The organism is Paenibacillus sp. FSL E2-0177, from assembly GCF_037992975.1.
Taxonomy (GTDB): domain Bacteria; phylum Bacillota; class Bacilli; order Paenibacillales; family Paenibacillaceae; genus Paenibacillus_AQ; species Paenibacillus_AQ odorifer.
This window is the reverse complement of the sequence record NZ_CP150307.1, coordinates 5700563-5724414: the sequence shown is the minus strand read 5'-3', so window position 1 is coordinate 5724414 and position 23852 is coordinate 5700563. Positions and strand designations below refer to the sequence as shown.

The following is a 23852-nucleotide window of genomic DNA, read 5'->3' as shown; positions in this document are numbered from 1 at the left end:
AAGATAATGCTCACAAAACTTTTAGGGAGGTTTATAAATGAAGAAAAAACGTTTACTCTCGACAATGGTTGCGCTAATGGTGATTATTTCTTTAATTTCAGGTTGCTCAGGTAACAATGCTGCGAGTTCTAATACATCCGATAATTCTTCTGCATCTGGGAAGGAAAAAGTGGCGATCAGAGTATGGCTGACTCCACAGTGGAAGGGTGTTGTGGATGCCACGGAGGCAGGCGCGGACTATGATAGCTTCCTAAAGCACGCCGCTGAGAAATTCAAAGCACAATATGATAAATACGATGCAGATATTCAAATAGAGGTCATTGCTGGAGATCAGCGCGATCAATTGCTTAACGTTAACTTAAGCGGAGGAACACCTCCAGATGTGTTCTTTGAGAGTGTATTCCCGATGGGCGATTACGTTCACCGGGGAGCATTGGTTCCTTTGACCGACATCATTGATGAAGACGCGAAAAGCGATATTGCTCAAAACTACTGGGACGCTGTAACGTTCGGAGAAGATATTTATTTCTATCCATTCCAGCACAACCCAGGCACCTTGGTTTACAACGCGGACATGTTTAAAGCAGCAGGCTTGGAAAAGTTTGTGGGTGAAGAATCCGAAATCAAAACTTGGAACTTGGATGAATATCAACAAATTCTTGAGGGTCTCAAAAACAATCTGCCGAAGGATAAGTATTCCAATGCATATCCAATGGCATTATTCGCTGTAAATAATCAGGGCGATACATGGAACCTTGCCTATATGAGAATGTTCGGCAATAAGTTCTTTGATGATCAAGGCAACATTGTCCTGAACGATGAGAACGGAGTTAAAGCTGCAACTTGGCTGAAAAACCTATACGACGGCGGATATACAAATCCAGGCGCAGAATCTGTTTCTTCTAATGATGCCAATGCTATGTTCCAAAATCAGCAATTAGCAATCAGTTTCACTAACCCGATTCTGTTTAATGGTACGAAAGCAAATATGGCGGACGGTACGGCAGCGAAATTCGATATGAGACTTGCTAATATTCCGTCGGAAAGCGGAGATCCTCTATCCTTTACTTATGTAGTAGGCGCTAGTGTATTCAAGTCCAAAGATGCTAAGAAGACTGAAGTAGCTAAGGATTTCGTGAAGTTCTTCTCAAGCGATCCTGAGTTAGTTAAATCCTCTAAGAATGGTATTCCTGTAAGAAGTTCTGTAGCCGAAGCACTTAAAGCAGAAAATCCACTGTTTGCAGCTTACGATGCCAACTCTAAATATTTGTTCAACTTCACAGGCAACGTTCCAGGATACAGCCAATTAAGAGAGGTTTTATATCCAGAGCTACAAGCACTTTACATGGGAGCTAAGACACCGGAACAGTTTGTGCAAGATTATCAGGCAAGTGGCAACAAGGTGATTGAGACCAATAAAGCTGGCTCTGTAATTTTCCAATAATCTAAGACCAGATAAACAATACACGATTGACAGCCTTTAGGGTCTGAAGAGACTCTGGGGCTGTTAATTAGAAAGGTAAACGATATGAAACTACGTAGTAATTACCTAAAAGAGAATATTACAGGTTATCTGTTTATTTTACCTCAGATGATAGTATTCTTAGCCTTTCTTGTCTATCCGATCTTAGAAGGGATGCGGCTGAGTCTATACCAGATTAATTATGACAGCGAGAAGTTTGTGGGTTTTGCCAATTACACTACATTGTTTAATGATCCGGTATTTTTTAAGGCTACCATCAACACCGTTGTGTTCGTAATATTTATCGTTCTACTTACAGTGGGGTTTGCATTGTTCGTAGCCTCTGCGGTATTTGATAAGAATGCTAAGTACGTTTCCTTTATTAGAGGAAGTTATTATATCCCGGTAATGGTGTCCATGGTGGTTATGAGTATGGTCTGGAGCTTTTTGCTGAATCCGGCTAACGGACTTATCTCTTATCTATATAAAGACATGGGACTAGGGACGATTAATCTGCTGGGAAATCCAAAGACGGTTCTGCCAGTCGTGATATTTGTAACCTTCGCAACTAACGTGGGCCAGGCAATTATTCTGTATATAGCTGCGATGATTGGTGTCTCGAAAGAGCTTTTTGAAGCAGCAGAAATCGATGGTGCTAGCAGATGGCAAGTGATTACAAAGATCCTGATTCCTTCGGTAGGACCTACAACAACTTATATTACGATTATCAATATTATTGCCGTATTAAAAATCTTTGTAGTTATTCAGTTATTGACCGGTGGCGGACCGAATAATTCCTCCGTAACGCTGATGTACTACCTTTATAATAATGCCTTTAAATATAACCAACTCGGTGTAGCTTCTGCGGTAGGGGTTATCATGTTCGTGATTACATTGATATTGTCTGTGCCACAGCTACGAAGCATGATTAAGGTGAAGTGAGGGGGAATACAACATGTCGAAGATTAAAAACAAGAAAAAGAGAGAGAAGTTTGATGTGATATCGAATGTGATCATTATCCTCTTCGCACTCCTTAATCTTTTTCCACTATATTGGTTATTCACAAGTTCACTTAAAAACAGCTCGGATGTTGTGAAGATGCCTCCAGACTGGTGGCCCAAATCGATTACATTCTCCAACTATGTGGATGTATTTCAGAACCAGCCGGCTTTAAGATGGACGTTTAATAGTATTTATGTATCTGGTATTTCTACTATTTTGGTTATTGTTGTAGGCTCTATGGCCGCCTATGCGTTCTCAAAGATTAATTTTAAAGGTAAAAATATAATCTTCATTATCTTTATATCAAGCTTGATGATTCCTAAAGAAATTATGATTGTGCCCTTATTCCGGATCACCCAACAATTTGGAATGGTAAATAGTTATAACGGTATGATTTGGCCGAACGTGGCGGGTGCATTTGGAGTGTTCCTATTAAAGGGATTCTTCGATTTAACCCCTAATGCCTTAAGAGAAGCCGGGAGAATAGATGGTGCAAATGAATGGAGAATCTTCACGCGCATCATGTTGCCTATTGTCAAACCTGGTATTGGAGCCTTATTTATTCTGAATTTCGTGCAAGTCTGGAATGATTATTTGTGGCAGCTGGTTATAGGCCAAGAGAACAAAATGAAAACATTAATGGTTGGTACTGCGACCTTAATGCAGGATTTGAATCCTAATTTCGCTTATAAAATGGCCGGAGCTACCATCGCTGCAATTCCGATGTTGCTAGTGTTCATGTTATTCCAACGGTTCTTCACCAATGGGATTACGGCAGGAGCAGTTAAAGAATAAATAAAAATGTGGAGTGGTTACTGATGAATACTGAAAATAATGTACTTAAAAAAATAAAACATAAACTAGTCGTCTCCAGTCAAGCCTTACCAGAAGAACCGCTGCATAGCCCGTTTATTATGGGGAGAATGGCTTATGCTGCTTACTTAGGCGGGGCTTCTGGAATTCGGGCAAACAGCGTAGCGGATATTCAAGAAATCAAAAAGCAAGTGAATCTGCCGATCATTGGGATAATCAAAAAGGTGTATAAAGGCTCTGAAGTCTTTATTACACCCACTCAAAAGGAAGTCGATGAGCTGTACCGCGAAGGGGTAGATATCATTGCTATGGATGCTACAGACCGTATTCGCCCGGACGGATCTACTATTTCTGAACTTTTTCCACTTTTAAAAGAGACCTATAAAGATCAACTGTTTATGGCGGATTGTTCTACATTTGCGGAAGCTGCGAAGGCTGTTGAGCTGGGATTTGATCTGATAGGAACTACCTTGAGCGGTTATACCGAGGCTACTAAAGGCCGCAACTTGCCAGATTTTGAATTGGTTCAACAGATCGTCAACAACTTCTCTGTTCCCGTTATAGCTGAAGGTGGGGTTTCCACTCCTGAAGAATTAAAGACCATGTTTGATTTAGGTGTGTATTCAGCAGTGGTTGGCTCTGCGATCACGAGACCGATGGAGATTACGAAACGGTTTGTGAACGCTATTCAGTAGAACGCCAGAGAGGGTAGATGGGAATGAGAATTGTAGCCGTAGATATTGGCGGTACCAATACCAAGATGTGTATATGCGATAAACAGGGGAATGTACATGACTTCAAGGAGTATGCAACAGAAAGCTACTTGGGGGGACCCCATGTAATCTCGAGAATGCTGGAAAAGATTGCAGAATACGATCATTTTGATGCCATTGCCATAAGCACCGCGGGCCAAGTTAATGCAGAAGAAGGATTTATTGTCTATGCTAACGAAAATATACCTAGATATACTGGAATGAAAATTAAGGATATTGTCACCCATCATTTTCATAAACCTGTTATGGTAGAGAACGATGTGAATTCAGCAGCATTAGGCGAGGCTTATTTTGGGGCTGCTCAGAGCTTTAACAATTTCTTATGTCTAACCTTTGGCACAGGCATTGGCGGTGCGATCGTCATTAATCGCCAAATCTATAAAGGGGCTAATGGGGTAGCGGCTGAATTTGGCCATATCTTTACTCACCCATTGTCGGCCCCATCCGGAGTAGAAGGACTGCCGTATTATGAAAAATACGCTTCAACTACAGCTTTAGTGAAGATGGCTCAGCTGGCAGATCCCGAATGCACGGACGGAAAAGCTTTATTTGATAAAATAGAGAGCGGAAATGAGCAGCTTGAACGTATTTTAGATTTATGGATTACTGAAGTGGCTGTGGGTTTAGCCTCTATCACACATATCTTCAATCCATCCGCGATCATTATTGGTGGCGGCGTAATGGAACAAGAAGATTTGGTTCGAAGGGTAGAAGAACGCACGAAGTCTTTGATTATGGAAAGCTTTGCGGGAGTGAGAATTGTTAAAGCCTCATTAGGGAATAAGGCAGGTCTGCTGGGAGCTTCCTCCTTATTCGTACATTAATTTATTGAAAAGGAGGGGCTTTTTTGCGGACAATCAGTATTTTTTCTTCAATTCATTCTAAATACAATAATTTGACGAATACGGAGAAGAAGGTAGCGGACTACGTACTGGAGAATACGAGAAGTGTAGTCTACATGTCGATTACTGATCTTGCAGATGCATGTGATGTTGGGGAATCAAGTATATTTCGATTTTGCAAATCTTTAAGTTATAAAGGGTATCAAGAGTTCAAGATCGCATTGGCACATAGCATCACTGTGGAGAATGAGATCCCGCAGCTTACCGATCAAATTCTGATGGATGATACGATTGAAGCTGTTGCTTCTAAAGTGCTGACCACGAATGTAAGTGCACTCAACGAGACCTATAATTTAATTGATATACAGAAGATCAGTGAGGCCATTGAGTATTTGATTAATGCAGAACGTGTATTGTTTTTCGGTGTGGGCTCTTCTCTAGTCACAGCTATGGAAGCCAAGATTAAATTTATGCGTATTACGAACAAAACGGAATGTTTAATGGATTCACATCTGCAGATGATGTCGGCAGCGTTGATGTCCAACCGGGATGTCGCTGTTGTGATTTCTTATTCCGGCTCGACCAAGGATAGCATTGAGGTTGCGAGAAAAGCAAAGGAACGAGGAGCCAAAGTAATATCCATTACTAGGTTTGAAAAGTCACCGTTAACCTCGTACTCCGATCTGACCCTGCTATGTGGTGCTAATGAAGGACCGCTGCAAGGGGGTTCATTATCTGCAAAGATATCGCAGCTCTATCTGCTTGATATTTTATATGTAGAATATTTCAAGAAGACTAGTGAGCAATCCATAATCAATAAAGAAACTACAGCTTCAGCAGTCAGTGAGAAACTGGTTTAGTACATTAAGATGTGAGGGGAATGGGAAGTTATGATCTTAGGTTCTTTGTCATCTTGGGAAGAGCATATCAAGTATGAGAATCCTGTCATTGTTGAGGCTATTGAGGAATTGAAAGTAATCTTACAACATGATCCTGATCTTGGGCGAATCGAAATCCGCGGGAACGAAATGTATGCTTCGATTATGGCTCTGGAGGCAAAATCGCTGGAGGAACAAGTCGCAGAGAAGCATGAGACTTATATTGATGTGCATTATCTGATCGAAGGTGAAGAAACGATTGGCTGGGCACCCCTGCAAGAAGGGATCGAGCCCATTAAGCCTTACGATGCCGAAGGAGAATATGCGCTTTATCCCCCATCAGCAGATGAAATATTGTTATCTTTGAAGCCTGGAATGTTCGCGGTCTTTTTCCCTCATGATGTTCACAGACCGGGTATGGGTCAACCGGGGCAGCAGATTAAAAAAGCTGTCATTAAAATCCATACAAATCTACTAACTCCATAACATAGAGATTGAGGCTGGTAGCGGAACCATTCCGCTGTCAGCTTTTTTTGCGTCGCTTCTATTTACTTATATCTAAATTTATAAATATACAAAATATAAAGATTGGTGGTAAACTTAACATGCCTAAAGCTTTTTTTGTAGAGCTTAAGGATTTTTTTGCATGCACATTTATGAGTGAGCAAAGAATATTACAGAGAATTACACTATAGAAAGAATAATGGAGGCAGGAGAGTTAAATGAAGAATAAAGGTCTAAAGAGAATGTTGTTGTTATCTATGATGGTTGTTGTCATCGCTGCACTTGCAGTGGGTTGTGGTTCGAAAAATAATACAAATACAGAATCGTCAGAGGGAGCTGCTCCAGAGGCTGCAAAAGAAGTTACCTCATTGTCGCTCGGTTTATTACCCTCGATTGATGCTATTCCTTTTATCATCGCACATGAACAAGGTTTCGATAAAAACCACGGTGTGGATCTGGACATCCAGACGTTTAAAAGCGCCAAAGATCGGGATGTAGCTTTTCAAGCAGGCAAGCTGGATGGTCTAAGTGCTGACCTGGTTGCGATCTCCATTTACAATGAGGCTGGACTGGATGTGAAGATCACCAGTACAACTTTTGGGGAATTTGATTTGCTGACTGGAAATGAATCGATCCAGGATGTGAAGGGTTTGAAGGGGAAAACCGTGATTTTGTCCAAGAATACCTCCACACAATATACAGTGGCCATGATGCTGAAACAAGCAGGTCTGACCGAAGATGATATTACAGTGACAGAGGTTCCACAGATTCCGACCCGGTTAGAATTGCTTAAGAATAATAAGGCGGATGCGGCTATTTTGCCAGAACCTTTTGTAACGATGGGCAAAACCTCAGGCCTGCGTGTACTGAGCTCAACGATAACTGCGGGAGTAAATCCGTTCGTATTAGCTTTCCCGCAAACTGCAATTGATGCCAAAGCAGAAGCTATCCGCAGTATGTATGCTGCTTATGATGAAGCAGTAGCTTATATGAAATCCCATGAACAATCTGAATATATCGATCTTGTAATCAAAGAAGTAGGATATCCAGAAACATTAAAAGATGAGATCAAGGTACCGGATTATGTACCAGCTTATCAAGTGGATGTGAAGGAAGTAGAGGCTGCATTTGCTTGGGCACGGGAAAAAGGTTTGCTTAGCAAAAATATCTCGGCTGAAGATGTGATTTCTGATGTCCAATTCAAGAAATAAAGGACTCGCCATAAAGGATCTGAAAGTAGAATATAAGAGCGGACAATTAGCCTTAGGTCAGGTGGATTTATCTTTGCCGGAACATGGGATCTACACCATTATCGGACCCTCTGGCAGCGGAAAATCAACCTTATTACGGGCGATTGCGGGCTTGCTGCCTAGCTATCAGGGACAAATTCTTTTTAATGAGAAATCTGTACATGAGAAAGAAACGTTAATCGGGCTGGTGCCGCAGAACTACGGGCTTCTTCCTTGGAAGACTGTACATGATAATATTCAAATCGCAATGAAGATTACGCATACGGCAAGTTCATCCAAGCAAGAACGGGAGACGCAGATTAAGCAGTGGCTTTCGTCGATGGGGATCTCTGATTTAGCAGAACGTTATCCCTTATCCCTCAGTGGAGGCCAGCAGCAAAGAGTAGCGATTGCCAGAGCTTTTGCCATTTTGCCTACTATTCTGTTGCTGGACGAGCCATTCTCTGCACTCGATGCGATAACAAGGGAAACGCTGCAGGTCCTCTTTTTAGAGAACTGGCTGGCTAACCCGACGACTACATTATTTGTCACTCATGATGTGGAAGAAGCGATTCTGCTGGGGCAAAAGATTATCGTCATGCCGTCCAACAAAGAAACTACACCTGAAATTATTGATAATCATTTGGTGTTTCATATGAAGCATGAGGATAAGCGGGACAGTGTGGATTTCTTTGAGCAGACTAAGCGGATTAGAAAGGTAATGCAGGAGATATGGTAAACAAACGTCGACTTCATCATCTAGTAAGGCTGCTATTTGTATTTGTCTGTATGAATGTAGTCTGGTATATCGCATTTTTACTTATGAACCATTCGATTCTGCCAAGTCCCTTTGCTGTATATAAGGCGATGTTTCAGTTAGGGGCGCAGGATATTGCTATAAATGTAGGGTATAGCTTGTTCAGAATTTTTGCAGGTGTGGTACTGGCGTTAATTATTGGACTGCTTATAGGTCTTCTAATGGGACGTTCATTGACCTGGAACAAACTGCTGGACCCTGTGGTTTACTTGACGTATCCTGTTCCCAAAATTGCCCTGCTTCCAGTAGTGATGCTGTTCTTCGGGCTTGGGGAGACGTCCAAAATCCTAATGATCATGCTGATTTTATTGTTTCAGATCATCATTTCGGTAAGGGATGGGGTTAAGGCTATTCCGGACAATACCTATGATGTCTTAACTAGTATAGGTGCCAGCGCTGTGCAGAAGTTCTGGCATGTGACACTGCCGGGTGCATTGTCAGTAATTCTGAGTACGATTCGTATTTCGCTTGGAACGGCGATATCTGTACTGTTTTTTACGGAGATCTATGGAACAGAGCATGGTATGGGCTTTTTCATCATGGATGCGTGGTTAAGATTAGATTATCCGGAGATGTATGCTGGAATTATGTTGTTCAGCTTGGTCGGTTTTATTCTCTTCTTGCTTGTTGATTTTCTTGATTACAAGTTTATGAAGTGGCGGAACTAAATTTAGTTGGAGATTGAACTATAGCTTTCCTTTGCCTGAGTTTAGGCAAGGGGGAGCTTTTTTTATATGATTTTTTGGGGGCAATACAATTAATTTTAGTTTCATTATTATTTGAATGGAAAAATAAAACAGTAAAATAAATGAAGAAAAAAATGAAAATTAAACTTACTTAGGGCTGTAAACCCCCGTTTATTTTAGAAAAATATAAAGATGGTGAGATGAAAAGAGGGAATTTGTTTTAAAAAAACTAATAAATCTCTTAATTTCTTGCAAAACTATTGGAAATTATATTCATAAAAGTATAAAAAGGTTTAGTTTAATTTATTTACAACCCGATTTTAGTATGGTATTTTATCAATGGAAACGGATTCATTTAGGTTTTGTGAAATGATTTTAAGTTATTACGAATGGAAGGATCTGTTCACTTCATAAAAATGAAAACGCTAATAAAAAGTTGGAGGGAATTATCTTTGAATAAATATGGACGGAAGCTATGGCTTACGGTGCTGATTTTCGTGATTGTGATTGGCGGGCTGACGTATTATTGGGCTTCTAAGGGCGAAAACCCAGCAACACTGTCTCAGGAGTCTGCCAAAGAAGCAACGGGTGAAGCGGGAAAGGAAACTCTTCCAACGGCGACAGCAGCTAACACAAGTAGTGGAACCGCATATACGTTGACTGTGGATACGGGGAATCCGGGAGCTAAGATCAGCCCGATGTTGTACGGAGCCTTTTTCGAAGAGATTAATCATGCGGGAGATGGAGGGCTATATGCAGAGCTGATTTCCAATCGTTCCTTTGAGGATAGTTCGGTCACACTGTTCAATTGGTGGATTGATGAAAAAGGAGGGAGTAAAGGGAAGCTTGCTCTGACCAGCAGTAAGCTTTTGAACGATGCTCAGACCCAGGCAATGGCTTTAACAGTATCATCAGCTGCCGAGGGTGGTTCGGTATCTGCTGTGAATAATGGTTACTGGGGGATTGCTTTGACGAAGGATGCCAGTTACAAGTTGTCTTTCTATGCGCGGCCAGAGCCAGGGGACAATATGCCACTGCGTATAACGTTAGAGAGCCCAGATGGCAAAGAGCTATATGCAGAACAGACCGTTGATAAGTTAAAAGAAGGATGGCATCCATATACATACACACTGACTTCTACAGGTACTGTAGCAAACGCACGAATTGTAATCTCTGCTGCCAATGTAGGGACTGTTTATCTCGATATGGTGTCTTTGTTTCCTGAGACTTGGAACAACAGGGAGAATGGGCTTCGCATCGATTTGGCTGAAAAGGTAGCTGCGATGAAACCCGCATTCGTTCGTTTTCCGGGGGGATGTTTTGTGGAAGGGAAAACGCCAACTGATGCTTATCAATGGAAGAACACCATTGGTCCGATTGAAACGCGTCCCGGTCATAAGGGATATTGGGATTACCGCTCCTCAGATGGGCTGGGCTTTCACGAATATCTGCAATGGGCCGAAGATCTGAAAGCGGAACCATTATATGTAGCTTATATCGGGATTTCACATAACGGAGATCCTATAGCCAAGCAGAATACCGTTCCAGTCAGTGAAATTCAGCCATGGATACAAGATGCGCTGGACGCCATTGAATATGCAAACGGACCGGTTACTAGCAAATGGGGGGCACAAAGAGCCGCCAATGGTCATCCGGAGCCTTTTAATATGAAATATGTAGAGATTGGTAACGAAAACAATTTCCAGATGAGTGAATATATTAAGCGTTATGGCTTGTTTTATAAAGCAATTAAAGAGAAGTATCCAGAGATTCATCTCATTGCCAATGCGGCAGTTGAAGGTGAGCCTATCGAGATGGTTGATGAGCATTACTATGAAACCTCTGAATGGTTCCTCAGCAACTCGAACAGATACGATACTTATGACCGGAGTGGTCCTGAGATTTATGTTGGTGAGTATGCGGTAACCAAGGGTGCCGGAGAAGGCAATCTGAACGCTGCAATCGGCGAGGCCGCTTTTATGATGGGCATGGAACGGAATTCTGATATCGTAAAAATGTCCTCTTATGCCCCGTTGTTTGTGAATACGAAGGATCGTACTTGGAACCCGGACGCTATTGTGTTTGATTCATCGACTAGCTACGGAACACCTTCTTATCATGTGCAGCAGATGTTCGGAAGCAATAAGGGGGATGTAGTTCTTCCAACCTCACTTGTGGCTCTAAGTCAAGAAGAAACCTCCGGTAAGCAATCCATTCAAGGTGGAATTGGTTTGGGGACTTGGGCCACCCAGGTAGAGTACAGCGATGTACGAGTAGCGAAAGGTGATGACGTTCTTTTTGAAGATCATTTCAAGAAGGATTCCGGAGCCTGGACTCTAAACAATGGGGACTGGGAACAATCCAAGGGTACTTTTAAGCAGACTTCTAATGATATTGATATTCGTGCAGTTGCCGGTGAGACTTCATGGAGTGATTATACACTTTCTCTTAAGGCGAAAAAGACTGGCGGAGCAGAAGGCATGCTCATTATGTTCGGCTCTAAAGATGAAGGTAACTTCTATTGGTGGAATCTTGGCGGCTGGGGAAATACGCAGAGCGCGATTGAAAAATCAGTAGGTGGAACAAGAGCAGTCATCGGAAGAACGGTTCCTGTAAGGATTGAGACTGGGAAATTGTACGATATCCGCATTGAATTATCAGGTGCTAATATCCGGCTCTATCTCGACGATGAGCTTATACAAGAGGTGAACGATGAAAGTCCAGCAGGGCCGCTGTTCCAAACTGCGAGCCGTGATCTTGCCACAGGTGAGTTGATCGTTAAAGTCGTTAATGCGGGTGACACTGCTCAGCGCACGGATGTTTCTTTTGCCGGACTTGCCACATCAAGTCTGGAAGGAACAGCTACCGTACTTCAGTCAGACGATTTAAATGCTGAGAATAGCTTCGCTGAACCTGACAAGGTGGCACCTGTAACTCAAAAGGTAAGTGTAGACAAAGGTAGTCTGGAGTTTGAATTCCCGAAATATTCCGTGACCGTGTTAAGACTAAAGGAAGGGGGGAAATAGCCGGTCACGGAGGGAGGTTCACTCCTTCACTATAAACAAGCATTTATTTGTTCAATTTAAGAGGGAGGTTAGGTTATGATTTCGCAAAGAAAAACGAGCAGTTTAGTCGTATGTATGGTAATGGTTTTTGTGCTTATTCTGTCAGCCTGTAGCAGCGCTGGAAGCTCAACGACGAATCAAAATGCAGCTAACAACGGTAAAACGAACAATGAAAAAACTAATAATGCTAATGAGCCAACCAATGCAACAGCTACTGAGGGCACGGAAGCAGCAGATCCTGCCAACGACCTGCCAAGCAAAGATATTCAAGGTGAGGTTACCGTTTGGGCCTTTAATGAAAAAGTGTTCGAGGAAGTCGGCGCTGCATTTATGGCTGAATATCCTGGAATCAAGCTGAAGACGGTAGTTATGCCCTTTGGCGACCTGCATGACAAGCTGCAAACGACAATCGCCGCAGGTAGCGGGGCACCGGACGTAGCAGAAGTCGAAATGTACCAGTTGAATCGTTATATGGCGGGCAATGTGCTGGAGAATCTTTTGGAAGAGCCTTATAACGCTGGAAAATATAAAGATCTGGTTGCTCCATATAACTGGGAACGTTGGATGACACCGGACAGCTCACAGCTGCTTGGTATGCCTTGGGATATGACACCGGGGGTTTATTACTACCGTGCAGACATTTTTGAAGAGCTTGGATTGCCAAGTGATCCTGCTGAGCTTGGTGAATACATGCAAGATGAAGAGAATCTCTTGAACCTGGCTCAAATTTTGAAAGCTAACGGTAAATATTTCATGGAGTGGAGCGATGGCCCGATCGTATGGGCAGGAGATGAAGTCGGCTACTTTGATAAGGATATGAACTGGACACGTAATACGGACAAAATGGTGAAAGTTCTTGATATTACAAAACGTGGACAACAGCTGGGCTGGGCACCTCATATCGGTTATGGCTCAGACGAAGGTAAACAGCTAGTTCTGAAAGGTGATTTAGTTGGTGTCGTATCGGGTTCATTTGGAGCGCGCGGACTTCAGGAAACATTCCCTGAGCTTGCCGGAAAATGGAAGGTAACCCGTTTGCCAATAGGAATTAACGTGGGAATGGGCGGCTCAAGCTTTGTTATTCCTTCGCAAAGCAAAAATAAAGAAGCGGCATGGGCTTACATTCAGTGGAGCATGAGAAGTGAAAATGCTTGGAAAATTTGGACAAAACATTCCATTCAGCCGGGTTACAAGGATATTTCCAGTCTTGATTGGTACGCAAACACTAAAAATGAATATCTGGGTGGGCAAGAGGAATTTAAACTATATGAGCAATTAAGCAACGATATTCCAGTCAAACACCTTACACCAGTAGATAACAAGGGCTGGGAAATCTTTATAGCGGCGATCGGTGATGCACTGGCTAAGAACACAGATTCCAAGACGGCTATTCAAAAAATTGGTGATGATGTCTTGAAGCAAGCTTCCAAAGAAATTGCTGCCTTTAAAAAGGCAATGGGAATGCAGCCGTAAGGAAATCTAATAACAGGAGGGGCAGCCTGCAATTGCCAGAGCTGCCCTGCTTGTATTCACTTAAGTCCGAGAGGCCCGTAAAGATGGGAGGAGACCGATGCGTGTTACGCATACTGCGAAAATATAAGATTAGTTTGTTGTTACTGGTACTTTTAGGAGTCTCCCTAGTGTGGTGGAATCAATCACGAGGGTTTGATAATTCAGCGATGGAGGGCATCCCCGTTTATGCGGATGTTGATGAAAGCTCTATTTTAGAAAGCGATAGTGTGAATTCAAAACTCGAAGCCTCTTACTTAAGCTATTACGAGGAAAAACAGCAGGATGGAGCAAAGGACTCATCGGATTTTACGCTTGCTATTCCTTCGGCGGATTATACGGCCATTAGTGCTGAAGGTACAGAGGTAATGACGGATCTTGGTGGAAAACCCGGCAAGGTACTAGCGCTTAAAGCAGAGGATAGCTGGGTGGAATATACATTTACGGTTCCGGCAGATGGGTTATATCAGATGGGGATGGAGTATTATGCCCTTCCTGGTAAACGATCCTCGATCATTCGAAGCGTAAAGATTGATGGGGAGTATTTATTCTCTCAAGTAAAAAAAATGGAATTCCAGCGGATGTGGAAGGAAAGTGCAGAGCCATGGCTGGACAATCAAGGGAATGAATTTAATCCCAAGCGGGAAGAGGTAACAGGCTGGCAATATCGGGAGTTTCGAGATGCCGAGGCCAGAACTGCGGATCCCTTTCGCTTTTATCTAACCAAAGGGGAGCATACGGTGAAGCTGGAAGCCATCCGGGAACCGGCTGCACTTAGTGAACTGAGAATATTTTCTCCAGAACCGCTCCCGACTTATGCGGAAGTGAAGCAGGAGTATGAGAATAAGGGTTACAAGCCTGTTCAGAATCAAGTGATCAAAATTCAGGCAGAAGAATCCTCCCTTCGTTCAGATCCAACGCTGAAGCGGATCGAGGACCGGGAGCCACTCACCGAACCTTTTAACAAAGATGCTATTGTGCTTAATAGTTTTGGGGGTGTCGGGTGGCGTACGGGTGGACAATGGGCGGAATGGGATTTCGAGATTCCTGAGTCAGGGCTCTACAATATCGCAATTCGTTACGGCCAGTGGTTCCTAAACGGGATACCGGTGGAACGCCGGATTATGATTGATGGCGAGGTACCGTTCCAAGAGCTGAATGCCTTGAAATTCCCTTACAAAGCGGAATGGCAAGTAAACAAGCTGGGAAATGAGGACGGAGAATACTTCTTTTATCTCGAACAAGGCAAGCATACGTTGCGGATGGAAGTTCAAGTATCGGGTGTAGGCGGAATGATTGAAGCTGTGCTGAACACTACACATAAAATGTCTCTTTTGGGACGTGAAATCACGCAGGTAACGGGAACGAACCCTGATCCAAACGGGGATTGGCAGCTGGAGCAGAACATTCCTAATCTTGTGCCACGTTTACATTTGATGGCGCGGACGTTGGATGATGCTGTGCAGGATATGTATGCTTTTGGCGTTGCTGATGGAAGCTCTGAGCTGAGTACGCTTTATGAAGCACGTGATCGGTTCCTGGAAATGGCGAAGGATACCTCAAGTATTCCAGGTCGTCTTCAGCAATTTACGGATCTGCAGTCATCGCTTGGCTTATGGGTCAACGGATTAATGAAGCAGAGTATTGTAATGGACTATATTGAAGTGAAGTCGGAAGATCAGCCATGGCCTAAAGACGCGGCTCCTTGGTATACCCGTGTAGGGACGATGACGTATGACTTCTTTAGTTCTTTTACAAAGGATTACAGCGGCATAGGGAATACGTACAAAAATGAAAAGGTGCTGGATGTCTGGATCTCTCGTGGACGTGATTGGGCGGAGATCATTAAGCAAATGGTGGATGAGGACTTTACACCAAACACGGGCATCAAGGTGAACGTCAATATTATTCCTACGCTTGCAGCGGATCAGAAGCAGATTCTGTTATTAGCCAATACTGCCGGACTTGCTCCCGATGTGGCACTGGGGGTTGAGGGTGAAGTGCCGATTGACTTCGCGGTGCGGAATTCACTCGTGAATCTGAATGAATTCTCAGATTATCAAGAGGTTGCTGAACGTTTCAGAGCGGGTGCACTGATTCCTTATAAGTATGATAACGGAGACTTCGCATTGCCGGAGAATCAGAACTTCACGATGCTCTTTTACCGGAAAGATATTATGGCACAGCTGGGCATTAGCGAGAAGGATATTCCGAATACGTGGCAAGAGGTTATGGAACTGATTCCTGTGCTGCAACAAAACGGGATGGACTTCTATTATCCACATGCCCCGAACAATCCGAGTCTAGCCATTAATGAGTTTGCGCCGTTCTTATTCCAGTATGGCGGGGATTTCTATAAGAATAATGGGATGTTGTCTGATCTGGATTCACCAGAAGCACTGACAGCTATGAAAATGTGGACGGGACTCTTTACGAACTACAAGCTGCAGAAACAAGCGGATTTCTATAACCGTTTCCGTTCTGGAGAGATGCCAATCGGCGTTGCTGATTATTCCACATACATTCTGTTATCTACTGCCGCACCTGAATTGACAGGCTGGTGGGGCATGAAACCAATGCCGGGTATTGAACAAGCAGATGGACAGATTAACCGTTCTACAGGCGGGCTTGCACAGACAGGAATTATTTTTAAGGATACGGATATGAAAGAAGAGTCTTGGGAGTTCTTGAAATGGTGGACCAGTGCGGATGCACAGGAGAACTTCGGCTCAGAGCTTGAGTCTTTGCTGGGTGTTGAAGCTCGTTGGAATACAGCCAATGTTGAAGCACTCAAACGTCTGCCGTGGCAGCAAGATGATATCGACGCCATTATGGAACAGTGGGAGTGGTTTAAAGAGCGCGAAGTGGTGCTTGGAGGATATTACACGACCCGGCATATCGCCAACATCTGGAATGAAATTGTGCTCAACGGTAAATTCCCGCGGGAGGCGATGGAGCAAGGTGTGCGTGAAATCAATAAAGAGCTCAGTAAGAAACGCGAAGAGTTCGGAATTGAAACTTCCCAGACTTCAAGCGCCAAAGAGGAAGGAGGTCAGAAATGAGTAGTGAAATAATTACACCGGCACAGAACGAAGCCGTACAGATGCAGCCGACGAAAACTCCCGGGAAATGGACTCAGCTTTGGTTAGATATCAAGAAAAATAAAGTTTCCTATTATTTCTTGGCCCCTTTCCTGATTCTATTCACCGTTTTTACTATTGTTCCTATTATCATGTCCGTCGTTCTAAGCTTCAGCTATTACAACATTATTGAGACACCGAGATTCATTGGCTTCTCTAACTATAAGCTGTTGTTTGTAGACGATGATATCTTTCTTAAAGCTGTTGGGATTACGCTGAAATTTGCCATTATTACAGGTCCGATAGGTTATATTATGGCCTTCTTGCTGGCCTGGCTGATTAGCCAGATTCCGCAGAAGTTCCGCTTTTTCTATACCCTATGCTACTATGTGCCATCGATTACAAGTGCAGTAGCAATGTCCGTGGTTTGGTTGTATTTGTTCGCCGGAGACCGCAAGGGGTTGCTCAATCACTGGCTCATTCAGCTGGGGATTATCAATGAACCTTATTTATTTCTACAAAATGTAGATTCGATCGTACCGGTGATCATCATAGTTTCCTTATGGATGAGTATGGGGGTAGGTTTCCTTGCTTTTCTGGCCGGACTTCAAAATGTACCGACAGATTTATATGAAGCTGGCTCAATTGATGGGGTCAAGTACCGCTGGCAGGAGCTATGGTACATTACGATTCCATGCGTCAAACCGCAGCTATTATTCGGTGCGGTGATGCAGGTGGTCGGTTCGCTTACCGTATTTGACGTCAGTATGCGGCTTGTTGGATTTCCGAGTCCCCTTTATGCAGGCCATACGATTATGGCGCATCTGTTCGACTACGCATTTATCCGCTTTGAGATGGGATATGCGTCAGCGATTGCTGTATTACTGTTCGCTTTGATGCTTGGGCTCAACCGTCTCATCTTCAAAGTGCTGGGGAGGGATTAGGATGCACAAAATAAATTTACGGCGTATTGACTATGGCGGCATCTTTTTATATCTGTTCTTAACGGTGTTTGGCCTAATTATGCTGCTGCCACTTGTCTATATGGCAGTGACTGCTTTAAAACCAACAAGCGAACTATTCCTGTTCCCACCGCGGTTTTTCGTAGTGAATCCGACGTTGGTGAACTTTCGTGATTTGCTGTTAATTACCGGAACTTCGGCGGTGCCGTTCTCACGGTTTATTTTCAATAGCGTGGTCGTTACATCGGGGATTGTGGTCGGGGGTGTCTTAATTTCAGCAATGGCGGCTTATCCGCTTGCCAAGCACAATATGCCATTTAAAAGCGCTATCTTTAGTATGATTGTGGCGGCGCTGATGTTCTCACCTTTAGTATTGCAAATTCCGCAATATCTGCTGATTAGCCGCAGCGGATTAATGAATTCGTATTTTGCAATGATCTTACCTTATCTGGCTGCACCGATGGGAATGTTTCTTATGACCCAGTTCCTGCGGCAGCTTCCAGATGTTTTATTAGAGGCGGCCCGCATAGACGGGGCTTCAGAATGGAAGGTATTCTGGGTGGTTGTGATGCCAATGCTTAAGCCGGCGATTTCGACTTTTGCTTTATTTAGCTTTATTTCTGCTTGGAATGATCCGTATCCTTCAATGGTGTATACGACTGTTCAGGAAATGAAGACATTGCCGCTTGCCATCCAAACCATCAGTGGTGGAGCCGGAGTCGTTGCTAGGGTAGGTACTTTGGCAGCAGCAAGCTTCTTGATGATTCTCCCGACTATTCTTGTCTTTATATTAACGCAGCGGATGGTGCTTCAGACAATGGCCCATTCGGGGCTGAAGGAATAGGGGGAGTAATGATGATAGGACGCAATATGAAAAAAATGCTGCTAACAGGGCTACTGGTGACGCTGACACTGCCAGTGCTGCTGCTTCCAGGGCAGGCACTAGCTGGCGAAGCCCCGTATGAGGGGTATACGTGGAATCAGTCCGGCAATGAGGTCCGCTCGATTAATGGTTATCTCTACGATTCTTCTATCGATCCAACAGGAACAGATACGGGGTCCTTCAAAAATCCGGAATCTCTCTTTATTAGTGATGACGATTCACTCTACGTAGTAGACACGGGCAATAGCCGTATTGTTCATATGGATAAGGACGGTCGTCTGCTAAATCTGATCGGCGATACGGAAGGCAGCGGCAAGCTGCAGGAGCCGAAGGGTGTATTCGTGAAAGAGGATGGAACGGTATATGTAGCAGATACAAAAAACGCGCGTATTGCTATTTTTGATAAAAATGGAAAGTTCGTAAAAGAGTTTCTAAAACCGGATAGCCCATTACTGGGTGCTAATTTCTCTTATTCTCCTTCTAAATTAGTTGTAGATAAGCGTGATTATATGTATGTGGTGAGCGATGGTAACACGCAGGGGTTGCTGCAAATTGACTCGGGCGGTAAGTTCAAGGGGTTCTATGGAGCGAACCATGTAGGCTTCTCCTGGACACGACTCTTAATTAAGCTGGTGGCCACCAAAGAGCAGCAGAACCAGCTGGCGACGGTTAAACCTTCTGAGTTCTCCAACGTGGATCTGGATGAAGAAGGATTTATCTACAGCACAACCCTGGGCGAAGAGTATAACCAGATCAAACGGTTATCTCCGGTAGGCGTAGATACGCTGAACATTGGTAAACGCTGGTACGGCGATTATTACTCCGAGGGTCCATTCAGTATGGCTTCCTTTATGGGAATCAGTATTGATAAGAACGGGTTTATAACCGCGCTGGATTTGCAGTCCAGTAAAGTCTTTCAATATGACAAGCTGGGGAATTTGTTATTCAGCTTCGGCGGGATCGGGGATCAGAATGGACTCTTCGTGACTCCTTCCGCCGTAGATCAAACCGCTGATGGTCTCATCTATGTAGTGGATAAAGGACGGGGCAGAATCGATCGCTTCCGGACCACGCCGTTTGCGGATTTGGTTCATCAGGCATCTTTGCTATATGTAGATGGCAGCTATGACGAAGCGCAATCCTTATGGCAAGAGGTGCTGCGATTAAACGCCAATTATGATATGGCTTATCAGGCTATCGGCAAAGCGCTTTATAAAGCAGAGCAATATAAGGAATCTATGAGCTATTTCAAGCTTTCAAATTCCAAAGCTGACTATTCATCCGCTTTCCGCGAATATCGTAAATTGTATATCCGGGAGCACTTTACTTATTTCTTCGCCGGCGGAATTGGACTGTTCTTAGTACTGTTCTGGAGTGCGCCGAGATTATACCGGAGATTCCATGCCTGGCTGTATAGAGGAAACAAGGCAGTATTGGACCCGGCAAAGGGGGAGATTGGATGAACACTTTGCGAATGATTCATCAGGTTGTAGTTCATCCTTATCAGTTCTATAACGATATTCAGGGTAAGCAGCGTATCCGCTGGATACAGGGGATTGCCATCGTTCTACTGACCTTTGTGGCACGAATGATCTCGATTCTGATTACAGGGTATGCTTTTCAAACTAGAGAGCCGCATGAAATCTCTATGTTTCATGAGTTTATTTGGCTTATCGTTCCTTGGTTGACCTGGTGTATCTCGAACTGGGGTGTCAGTACGATTATGGATGGTGAGGGGAAATTTAAAGAGATTTTTGTGGGCAGTGCCTTTGCGCTTGTTCCATACATGCTCTTTATCATCCCAGTCACACTGCTAACGTTGATCCTTTCGCTGGATGAGGCTTCAACCTTCAATCTGCTGCACAAGTTTGTGATTCTTTGGGTGGCTTGGTTGATTTTAATGAAGGTGAAGATCCTGCATGATTTTGAGATTCGAAAGGTTATTTTTATCACCATAATCAGTGTAATAGGGATCGCCATTATCTGGTTTGTAGGCATTTTGCTGTTTGGTATTTCCAATCAATTTGTTTCATTTATTGTCGATCTGCTCAAAGAGTTGAGATTGCGCGCGTAAGGAGGGAAAGGTAACACGATGAGAAAAAAAGTTAAAGTGCGGGGCATTCTCTGTATTGTTGTGATGATGCTGTTCGCAGTGATAAATGTTCAACCCCTACACAGTTCCGCCGATCCGTCCACCGCTGCGCAGTCTGTTCAGGCTGAAGAAAGCAAAGAGGTTGGGCAAGAGCAAACATCGGTGGTGACTGAACCAGCTGAAGGGCAGGCCACTTCTGTGCAAGAAAAGGAGACCACGGCTCCCGTAGAAGAGCAGGCTCCAGCCGCTGTAGCAGCACCTGTACAGAAGGTTGAGCTACAGCCGGTCACGCCTGGAACAAAAGCATTGGAGAACGAACGCTATATTTTATATGTAGATGAGAAATCGGGAAATCTTCGCATCACAGACAAAATCACAAACAAGGAGTGGCTTGGATCTCCACAGCTGGAGCGAACAGCCATGCCAAATATTAAGAAATATACGACCGCGCCAATTTATGCCAGATACACACAGGGGGCTGACATTACACAGGTCTACCCACTTAAAGATGAAGACTCCACGGTTACCGTAACGATTGAGCAAGATGTCGTCCGCGCGGAGTTTGCTTTTATTAGCCTGAAGCTTTCTTTTGCTCTGGAGTACAGACTGACTGCTAATGGATTTGAGGCTTCCATTCCACAGGAGTATTTGAAGGAAGAGGGGAATGCGAAATTCACGAGTCTGGAGGTGCTGCCATTTTTTCATGCGGCTAGAGAAGATGCAGAGGGGGCAATGATGCTTCCAGATGGTTCAGGGGCATTGCTGGAGTTTCGGAAAGATCATCCCGCTTATTTGAAAGGTTATTCTGAATACATTTACGGCGGGGACGAAACCTTTGTGAAACAAAATCATGAAATTACGGATAACTCTTGGCAAAAGGCGGCACCTCTTAAAAAAGCTATCGCCTTGCCAGTGTTTGGGATCTATCAGGGAGACACAGGATATTTAGCAATTGTTACTAAGGGAGATACCGACGCTAAAATCAACGGTGTTCCATCAGGCATTCGCGCTATTTCGCTTTATAGAGCATCAAGTGAATTTACCCTGCGCAAGGATGATGTTATTTTTGTCGGCAATTCCGGCCAAATTCCTTATTATCAGGGTGAGATGATCAAAACCGATCGTAGCGTACGTTATGTTCTGCTTCAAGGCGAGGAAGCTAACTACGTTGGGATGGCGAAGGAATACCGTAATTACTTAATGGAAGAGAAAAAGGTCAAGGAAGTAGTTCTTGAGAACACGCCATTGTATCTTCAAGTGCTCGGTGGGATTTCACGTGATGAAGTCATCGGTTCAACTTTTATAGAAGCAGCTACGTTTAAACAAATCAAGGACATGATTGATCAATATCAGGCAGAGGGTGTTACTCAGCTAGAGATTACGATCGAGGGATGGTCCAAAAATGGTTTATACGGAAACCAGCCAGAACAATTCCCTGTTGAGAAGAAGCTGGGAGGCAAAAAGGGACTTAAAGAGCTTCAGGAATATGCCGCAGGCAAGGGCGTAAATCTTTATTTGAAAGCTAACTACGTGAAACCTTTCCAAGATAGCAACGGCGTGAAGACAAGCAGAGATGCTGTCCGCGGTATTAATCGTGAAGTCTTGAAGCAGTATGTCTATTATCTCTCTACCCGGTGGAATACGGATGATTATTTCTATTTAATGAAACCTAGTGTTATCGCAAAACGCAGTAATGCTGAGTTAAGCAAGTTTCAGGATCTGGGTGTGAAGGGTGTACAGTTTGAACACTTTGGAAGCTTGCTATACTCCGATGAGGATAATAAATCCAATACGGACCGCCAGCTTACAGAAGATACTTATGTTAATGCATTGGATAACTTCCGTAAGGGTGAGCTTAACACGGCAGTAGATTATGGTTTTGCCTATACATTAGGACATGTGAACCGGATTGATCAAGTTCCGCTCGACTCCAGTCAATTTGTCTATACAGATCGGGCGATTCCTTTTTATCAACTAGTGTTACACGGCTTAGTGCCTTATACAGCAAGCCCGGTTAATCTGTACGATGATTCCCGTAACCAAACCTTACGGGCGCTGGAATATGGAGCCCTTCCAAGTTATGAATTAACTTATGCTCCGACTAGCGATCTTCAGAGAACCATGGCAGACCGGCTGTTCAGCTCTAGTCTTGAGAACTGGCTGGCACCTTCTGTGCAGAATTATCTCGCATTGAAAGAGGTCTATGACAGCATTAGCAACCAGCAAATGACGAATCATGAGCAGCTGCAAAGTAAAGTCTTTCGGACGACTTATGCAAACGGTGTGAGCATTATAGTCAACTATAATGAGCAGTCTGTTGACGTGTCTGGTCAGACCGTCGAGGCATTCAGCTATGCGGTAACAGGAGGATGATGAAGTGAAAAAATCAAAGCTATCGATGCGAGCGCGTTATTTCGTTGAAGGATATTCCTTCATCGGCCTGTGGCTGGTCGGATTTCTGGTGTTTATGGCTGTTCCGCTGGGCCGTTCCTTGTATTATTCCTTTCAGGATCTCCAAGTGAGCAAAGGCGGCTTACTGGCCACTTTTGTTGGGATGGAGCATTATCGCGCCGCTTTTACTACAGATGTTAATTTCTTGCCTCTGCTCAAATCGACGATGGTGTCGACGGTGACTCAGGTTCCGTTAATTCTTATCTTTTCGCTCTTTTGTGCGATTCTGCTAAATCGCGGACTCGTAGGAAAAACCTTTTTTCGTGGCGTGTTCTTTTTGCCGGTCATCATTGCTTCAGGGGCGATCCTGGGCAAATTGATGGATCAGGGTGCCGCAAATTTACCGATTTTTTATAACCAGGATTTATATGATAAGCTCCATAACTTTATCCCCGGCGACATTTTGAAGTCGTTGCTGAAATATGCAGAATCTTTAACGCTGGTGATGTGGGATTCTGGCGTGCAAATTCTGATTTTTCTAGCGGGGTTACAGACGATTTCTGTTTCACTGTATGAAGCGGCCAAATGTGATGGAGCAACCGCGTGGGAAAGCTTTTGGAAAATCACCTTCCCGATGATTATGCCGATGATGCTCGTAAACACATTGTTTAGTATCGTCAGCTCATTCACGAAGGCAGATAATCAAATCATGAGTCATATTTTGAATGTCGTCTTTAAGAATAATGATTTTGGATATGGCTCAGCGATGGGCTGGATTTATTTTGTGTTTATTTTCTTGGTTCTGGGTTTGGTCTTCCTGTTATTCAGCAAGTCGCTCGGTGCCACCGAAGGGAGGAAGTAGA

Annotated in this window: 19 protein-coding genes; all 19 read left to right on the top strand. The window is 43.8% G+C overall.

Annotated features, from left to right (window positions below):
- Window positions 1-37: 37 nt before the first annotated feature.
- A complete protein-coding gene (locus MHI25_RS25495) occupies window positions 38-1444 on the top strand; it encodes an extracellular solute-binding protein (protein WP_076138085.1) in 1407 nt (468 codons plus the stop codon).
- Window positions 1445-1591: 147 nt separating this feature from the next.
- Window positions 1592-2404, top strand: coding sequence for a sugar ABC transporter permease (locus MHI25_RS25490; protein ID WP_256716593.1), 813 nt, complete (start codon window positions 1592-1594; stop codon window positions 2402-2404).
- A 13-nt stretch (window positions 2405-2417) separates the two neighbouring features.
- Complete coding sequence (locus MHI25_RS25485) at window positions 2418-3260, top strand: carbohydrate ABC transporter permease (protein WP_081382492.1); 843 nt, start codon at window positions 2418-2420, stop codon at window positions 3258-3260.
- A 23-nt stretch (window positions 3261-3283) separates the two neighbouring features.
- Complete coding sequence (locus tag MHI25_RS25480; RefSeq protein ID WP_076186397.1) at window positions 3284-3973, top strand: N-acetylmannosamine-6-phosphate 2-epimerase; 690 nt, start codon at window positions 3284-3286, stop codon at window positions 3971-3973.
- Between the two features lie 23 nt (window positions 3974-3996).
- The gene (locus MHI25_RS25475) at window positions 3997-4875 is read left to right on the top strand and encodes an ROK family protein (protein WP_340394563.1); all 879 of its coding nucleotides are present in this window, start codon (window positions 3997-3999) and stop codon (window positions 4873-4875) included.
- Window positions 4876-4898: 23 nt separating this feature from the next.
- Window positions 4899-5753 carry a MurR/RpiR family transcriptional regulator gene (locus MHI25_RS25470; protein ID WP_051491079.1) on the top strand — a complete coding sequence of 285 codons (855 nt, stop codon included), beginning with the start codon at window positions 4899-4901 and terminating at the stop codon, window positions 5751-5753.
- Between the two features lie 30 nt (window positions 5754-5783).
- Window positions 5784-6257 (top strand): YhcH/YjgK/YiaL family protein, encoded by a 474-nt coding sequence (locus tag MHI25_RS25465; protein ID WP_076186392.1) that lies wholly within the window; start codon window positions 5784-5786, stop codon window positions 6255-6257.
- Window positions 6258-6493: 236 nt separating this feature from the next.
- Window positions 6494-7486, top strand: coding sequence for an ABC transporter substrate-binding protein (locus MHI25_RS25460; RefSeq protein WP_248549534.1), 993 nt, complete (start codon window positions 6494-6496; stop codon window positions 7484-7486).
- The gene (locus MHI25_RS25455; protein ID WP_076194592.1) at window positions 7467-8243 is read left to right on the top strand and encodes an ABC transporter ATP-binding protein; all 777 of its coding nucleotides are present in this window, start codon (window positions 7467-7469) and stop codon (window positions 8241-8243) included. Before MHI25_RS25460 ends, MHI25_RS25455 begins: the two co-directional genes overlap by 20 nt.
- Entirely contained in the window at window positions 8237-8989 is a 753-nt protein-coding gene (locus tag MHI25_RS25450; protein ID WP_081383954.1) for an ABC transporter permease, read from the top strand. The genes MHI25_RS25455 and MHI25_RS25450 overlap by 7 nt, the downstream gene beginning before the upstream one ends.
- 470 nt (window positions 8990-9459) lie before the next feature.
- Window positions 9460-12033 carry an alpha-L-arabinofuranosidase C-terminal domain-containing protein gene (locus MHI25_RS25445; protein WP_340394562.1) on the top strand — a complete coding sequence of 858 codons (2574 nt, stop codon included), beginning with the start codon at window positions 9460-9462 and terminating at the stop codon, window positions 12031-12033.
- A 75-nt stretch (window positions 12034-12108) separates the two neighbouring features.
- Window positions 12109-13545 carry an extracellular solute-binding protein gene (locus tag MHI25_RS25440; protein ID WP_340394561.1) on the top strand — a complete coding sequence of 479 codons (1437 nt, stop codon included), beginning with the start codon at window positions 12109-12111 and terminating at the stop codon, window positions 13543-13545.
- Window positions 13546-13712: 167 nt separating this feature from the next.
- The gene (locus MHI25_RS25435) at window positions 13713-16643 is read left to right on the top strand and encodes an extracellular solute-binding protein (protein ID WP_340011189.1); all 2931 of its coding nucleotides are present in this window, start codon (window positions 13713-13715) and stop codon (window positions 16641-16643) included.
- On the top strand, window positions 16640-17605 hold the full coding sequence (locus tag MHI25_RS25430) for a sugar ABC transporter permease (protein ID WP_052097291.1): 966 nt from the start codon (window positions 16640-16642) through the stop codon (window positions 17603-17605). Before MHI25_RS25435 ends, MHI25_RS25430 begins: the two co-directional genes overlap by 4 nt.
- Window position 17606: 1 nt before the next feature.
- Window positions 17607-18467, top strand: a complete 861-nt coding sequence (locus MHI25_RS25425) for a carbohydrate ABC transporter permease (protein ID WP_340394560.1) — start codon at window positions 17607-17609, stop codon at window positions 18465-18467.
- A gap of 11 nt (window positions 18468-18478) precedes the next feature.
- Window positions 18479-19969, top strand: a complete 1491-nt coding sequence (locus MHI25_RS25420) for a hypothetical protein (protein WP_340394559.1) — start codon at window positions 18479-18481, stop codon at window positions 19967-19969.
- Window positions 19966-20580 (top strand): YIP1 family protein, encoded by a 615-nt coding sequence (locus MHI25_RS25415; protein WP_076303280.1) that lies wholly within the window; start codon window positions 19966-19968, stop codon window positions 20578-20580. Before MHI25_RS25420 ends, MHI25_RS25415 begins: the two co-directional genes overlap by 4 nt.
- A gap of 18 nt (window positions 20581-20598) precedes the next feature.
- Window positions 20599-22971 (top strand): DUF5696 domain-containing protein, encoded by a 2373-nt coding sequence (locus MHI25_RS25410; protein WP_340394558.1) that lies wholly within the window; start codon window positions 20599-20601, stop codon window positions 22969-22971.
- A 4-nt stretch (window positions 22972-22975) separates the two neighbouring features.
- Window positions 22976-23851, top strand: a complete 876-nt coding sequence (locus tag MHI25_RS25405; RefSeq protein ID WP_081382489.1) for a sugar ABC transporter permease — start codon at window positions 22976-22978, stop codon at window positions 23849-23851.
- Window position 23852 lies beyond the last annotated feature (1 nt).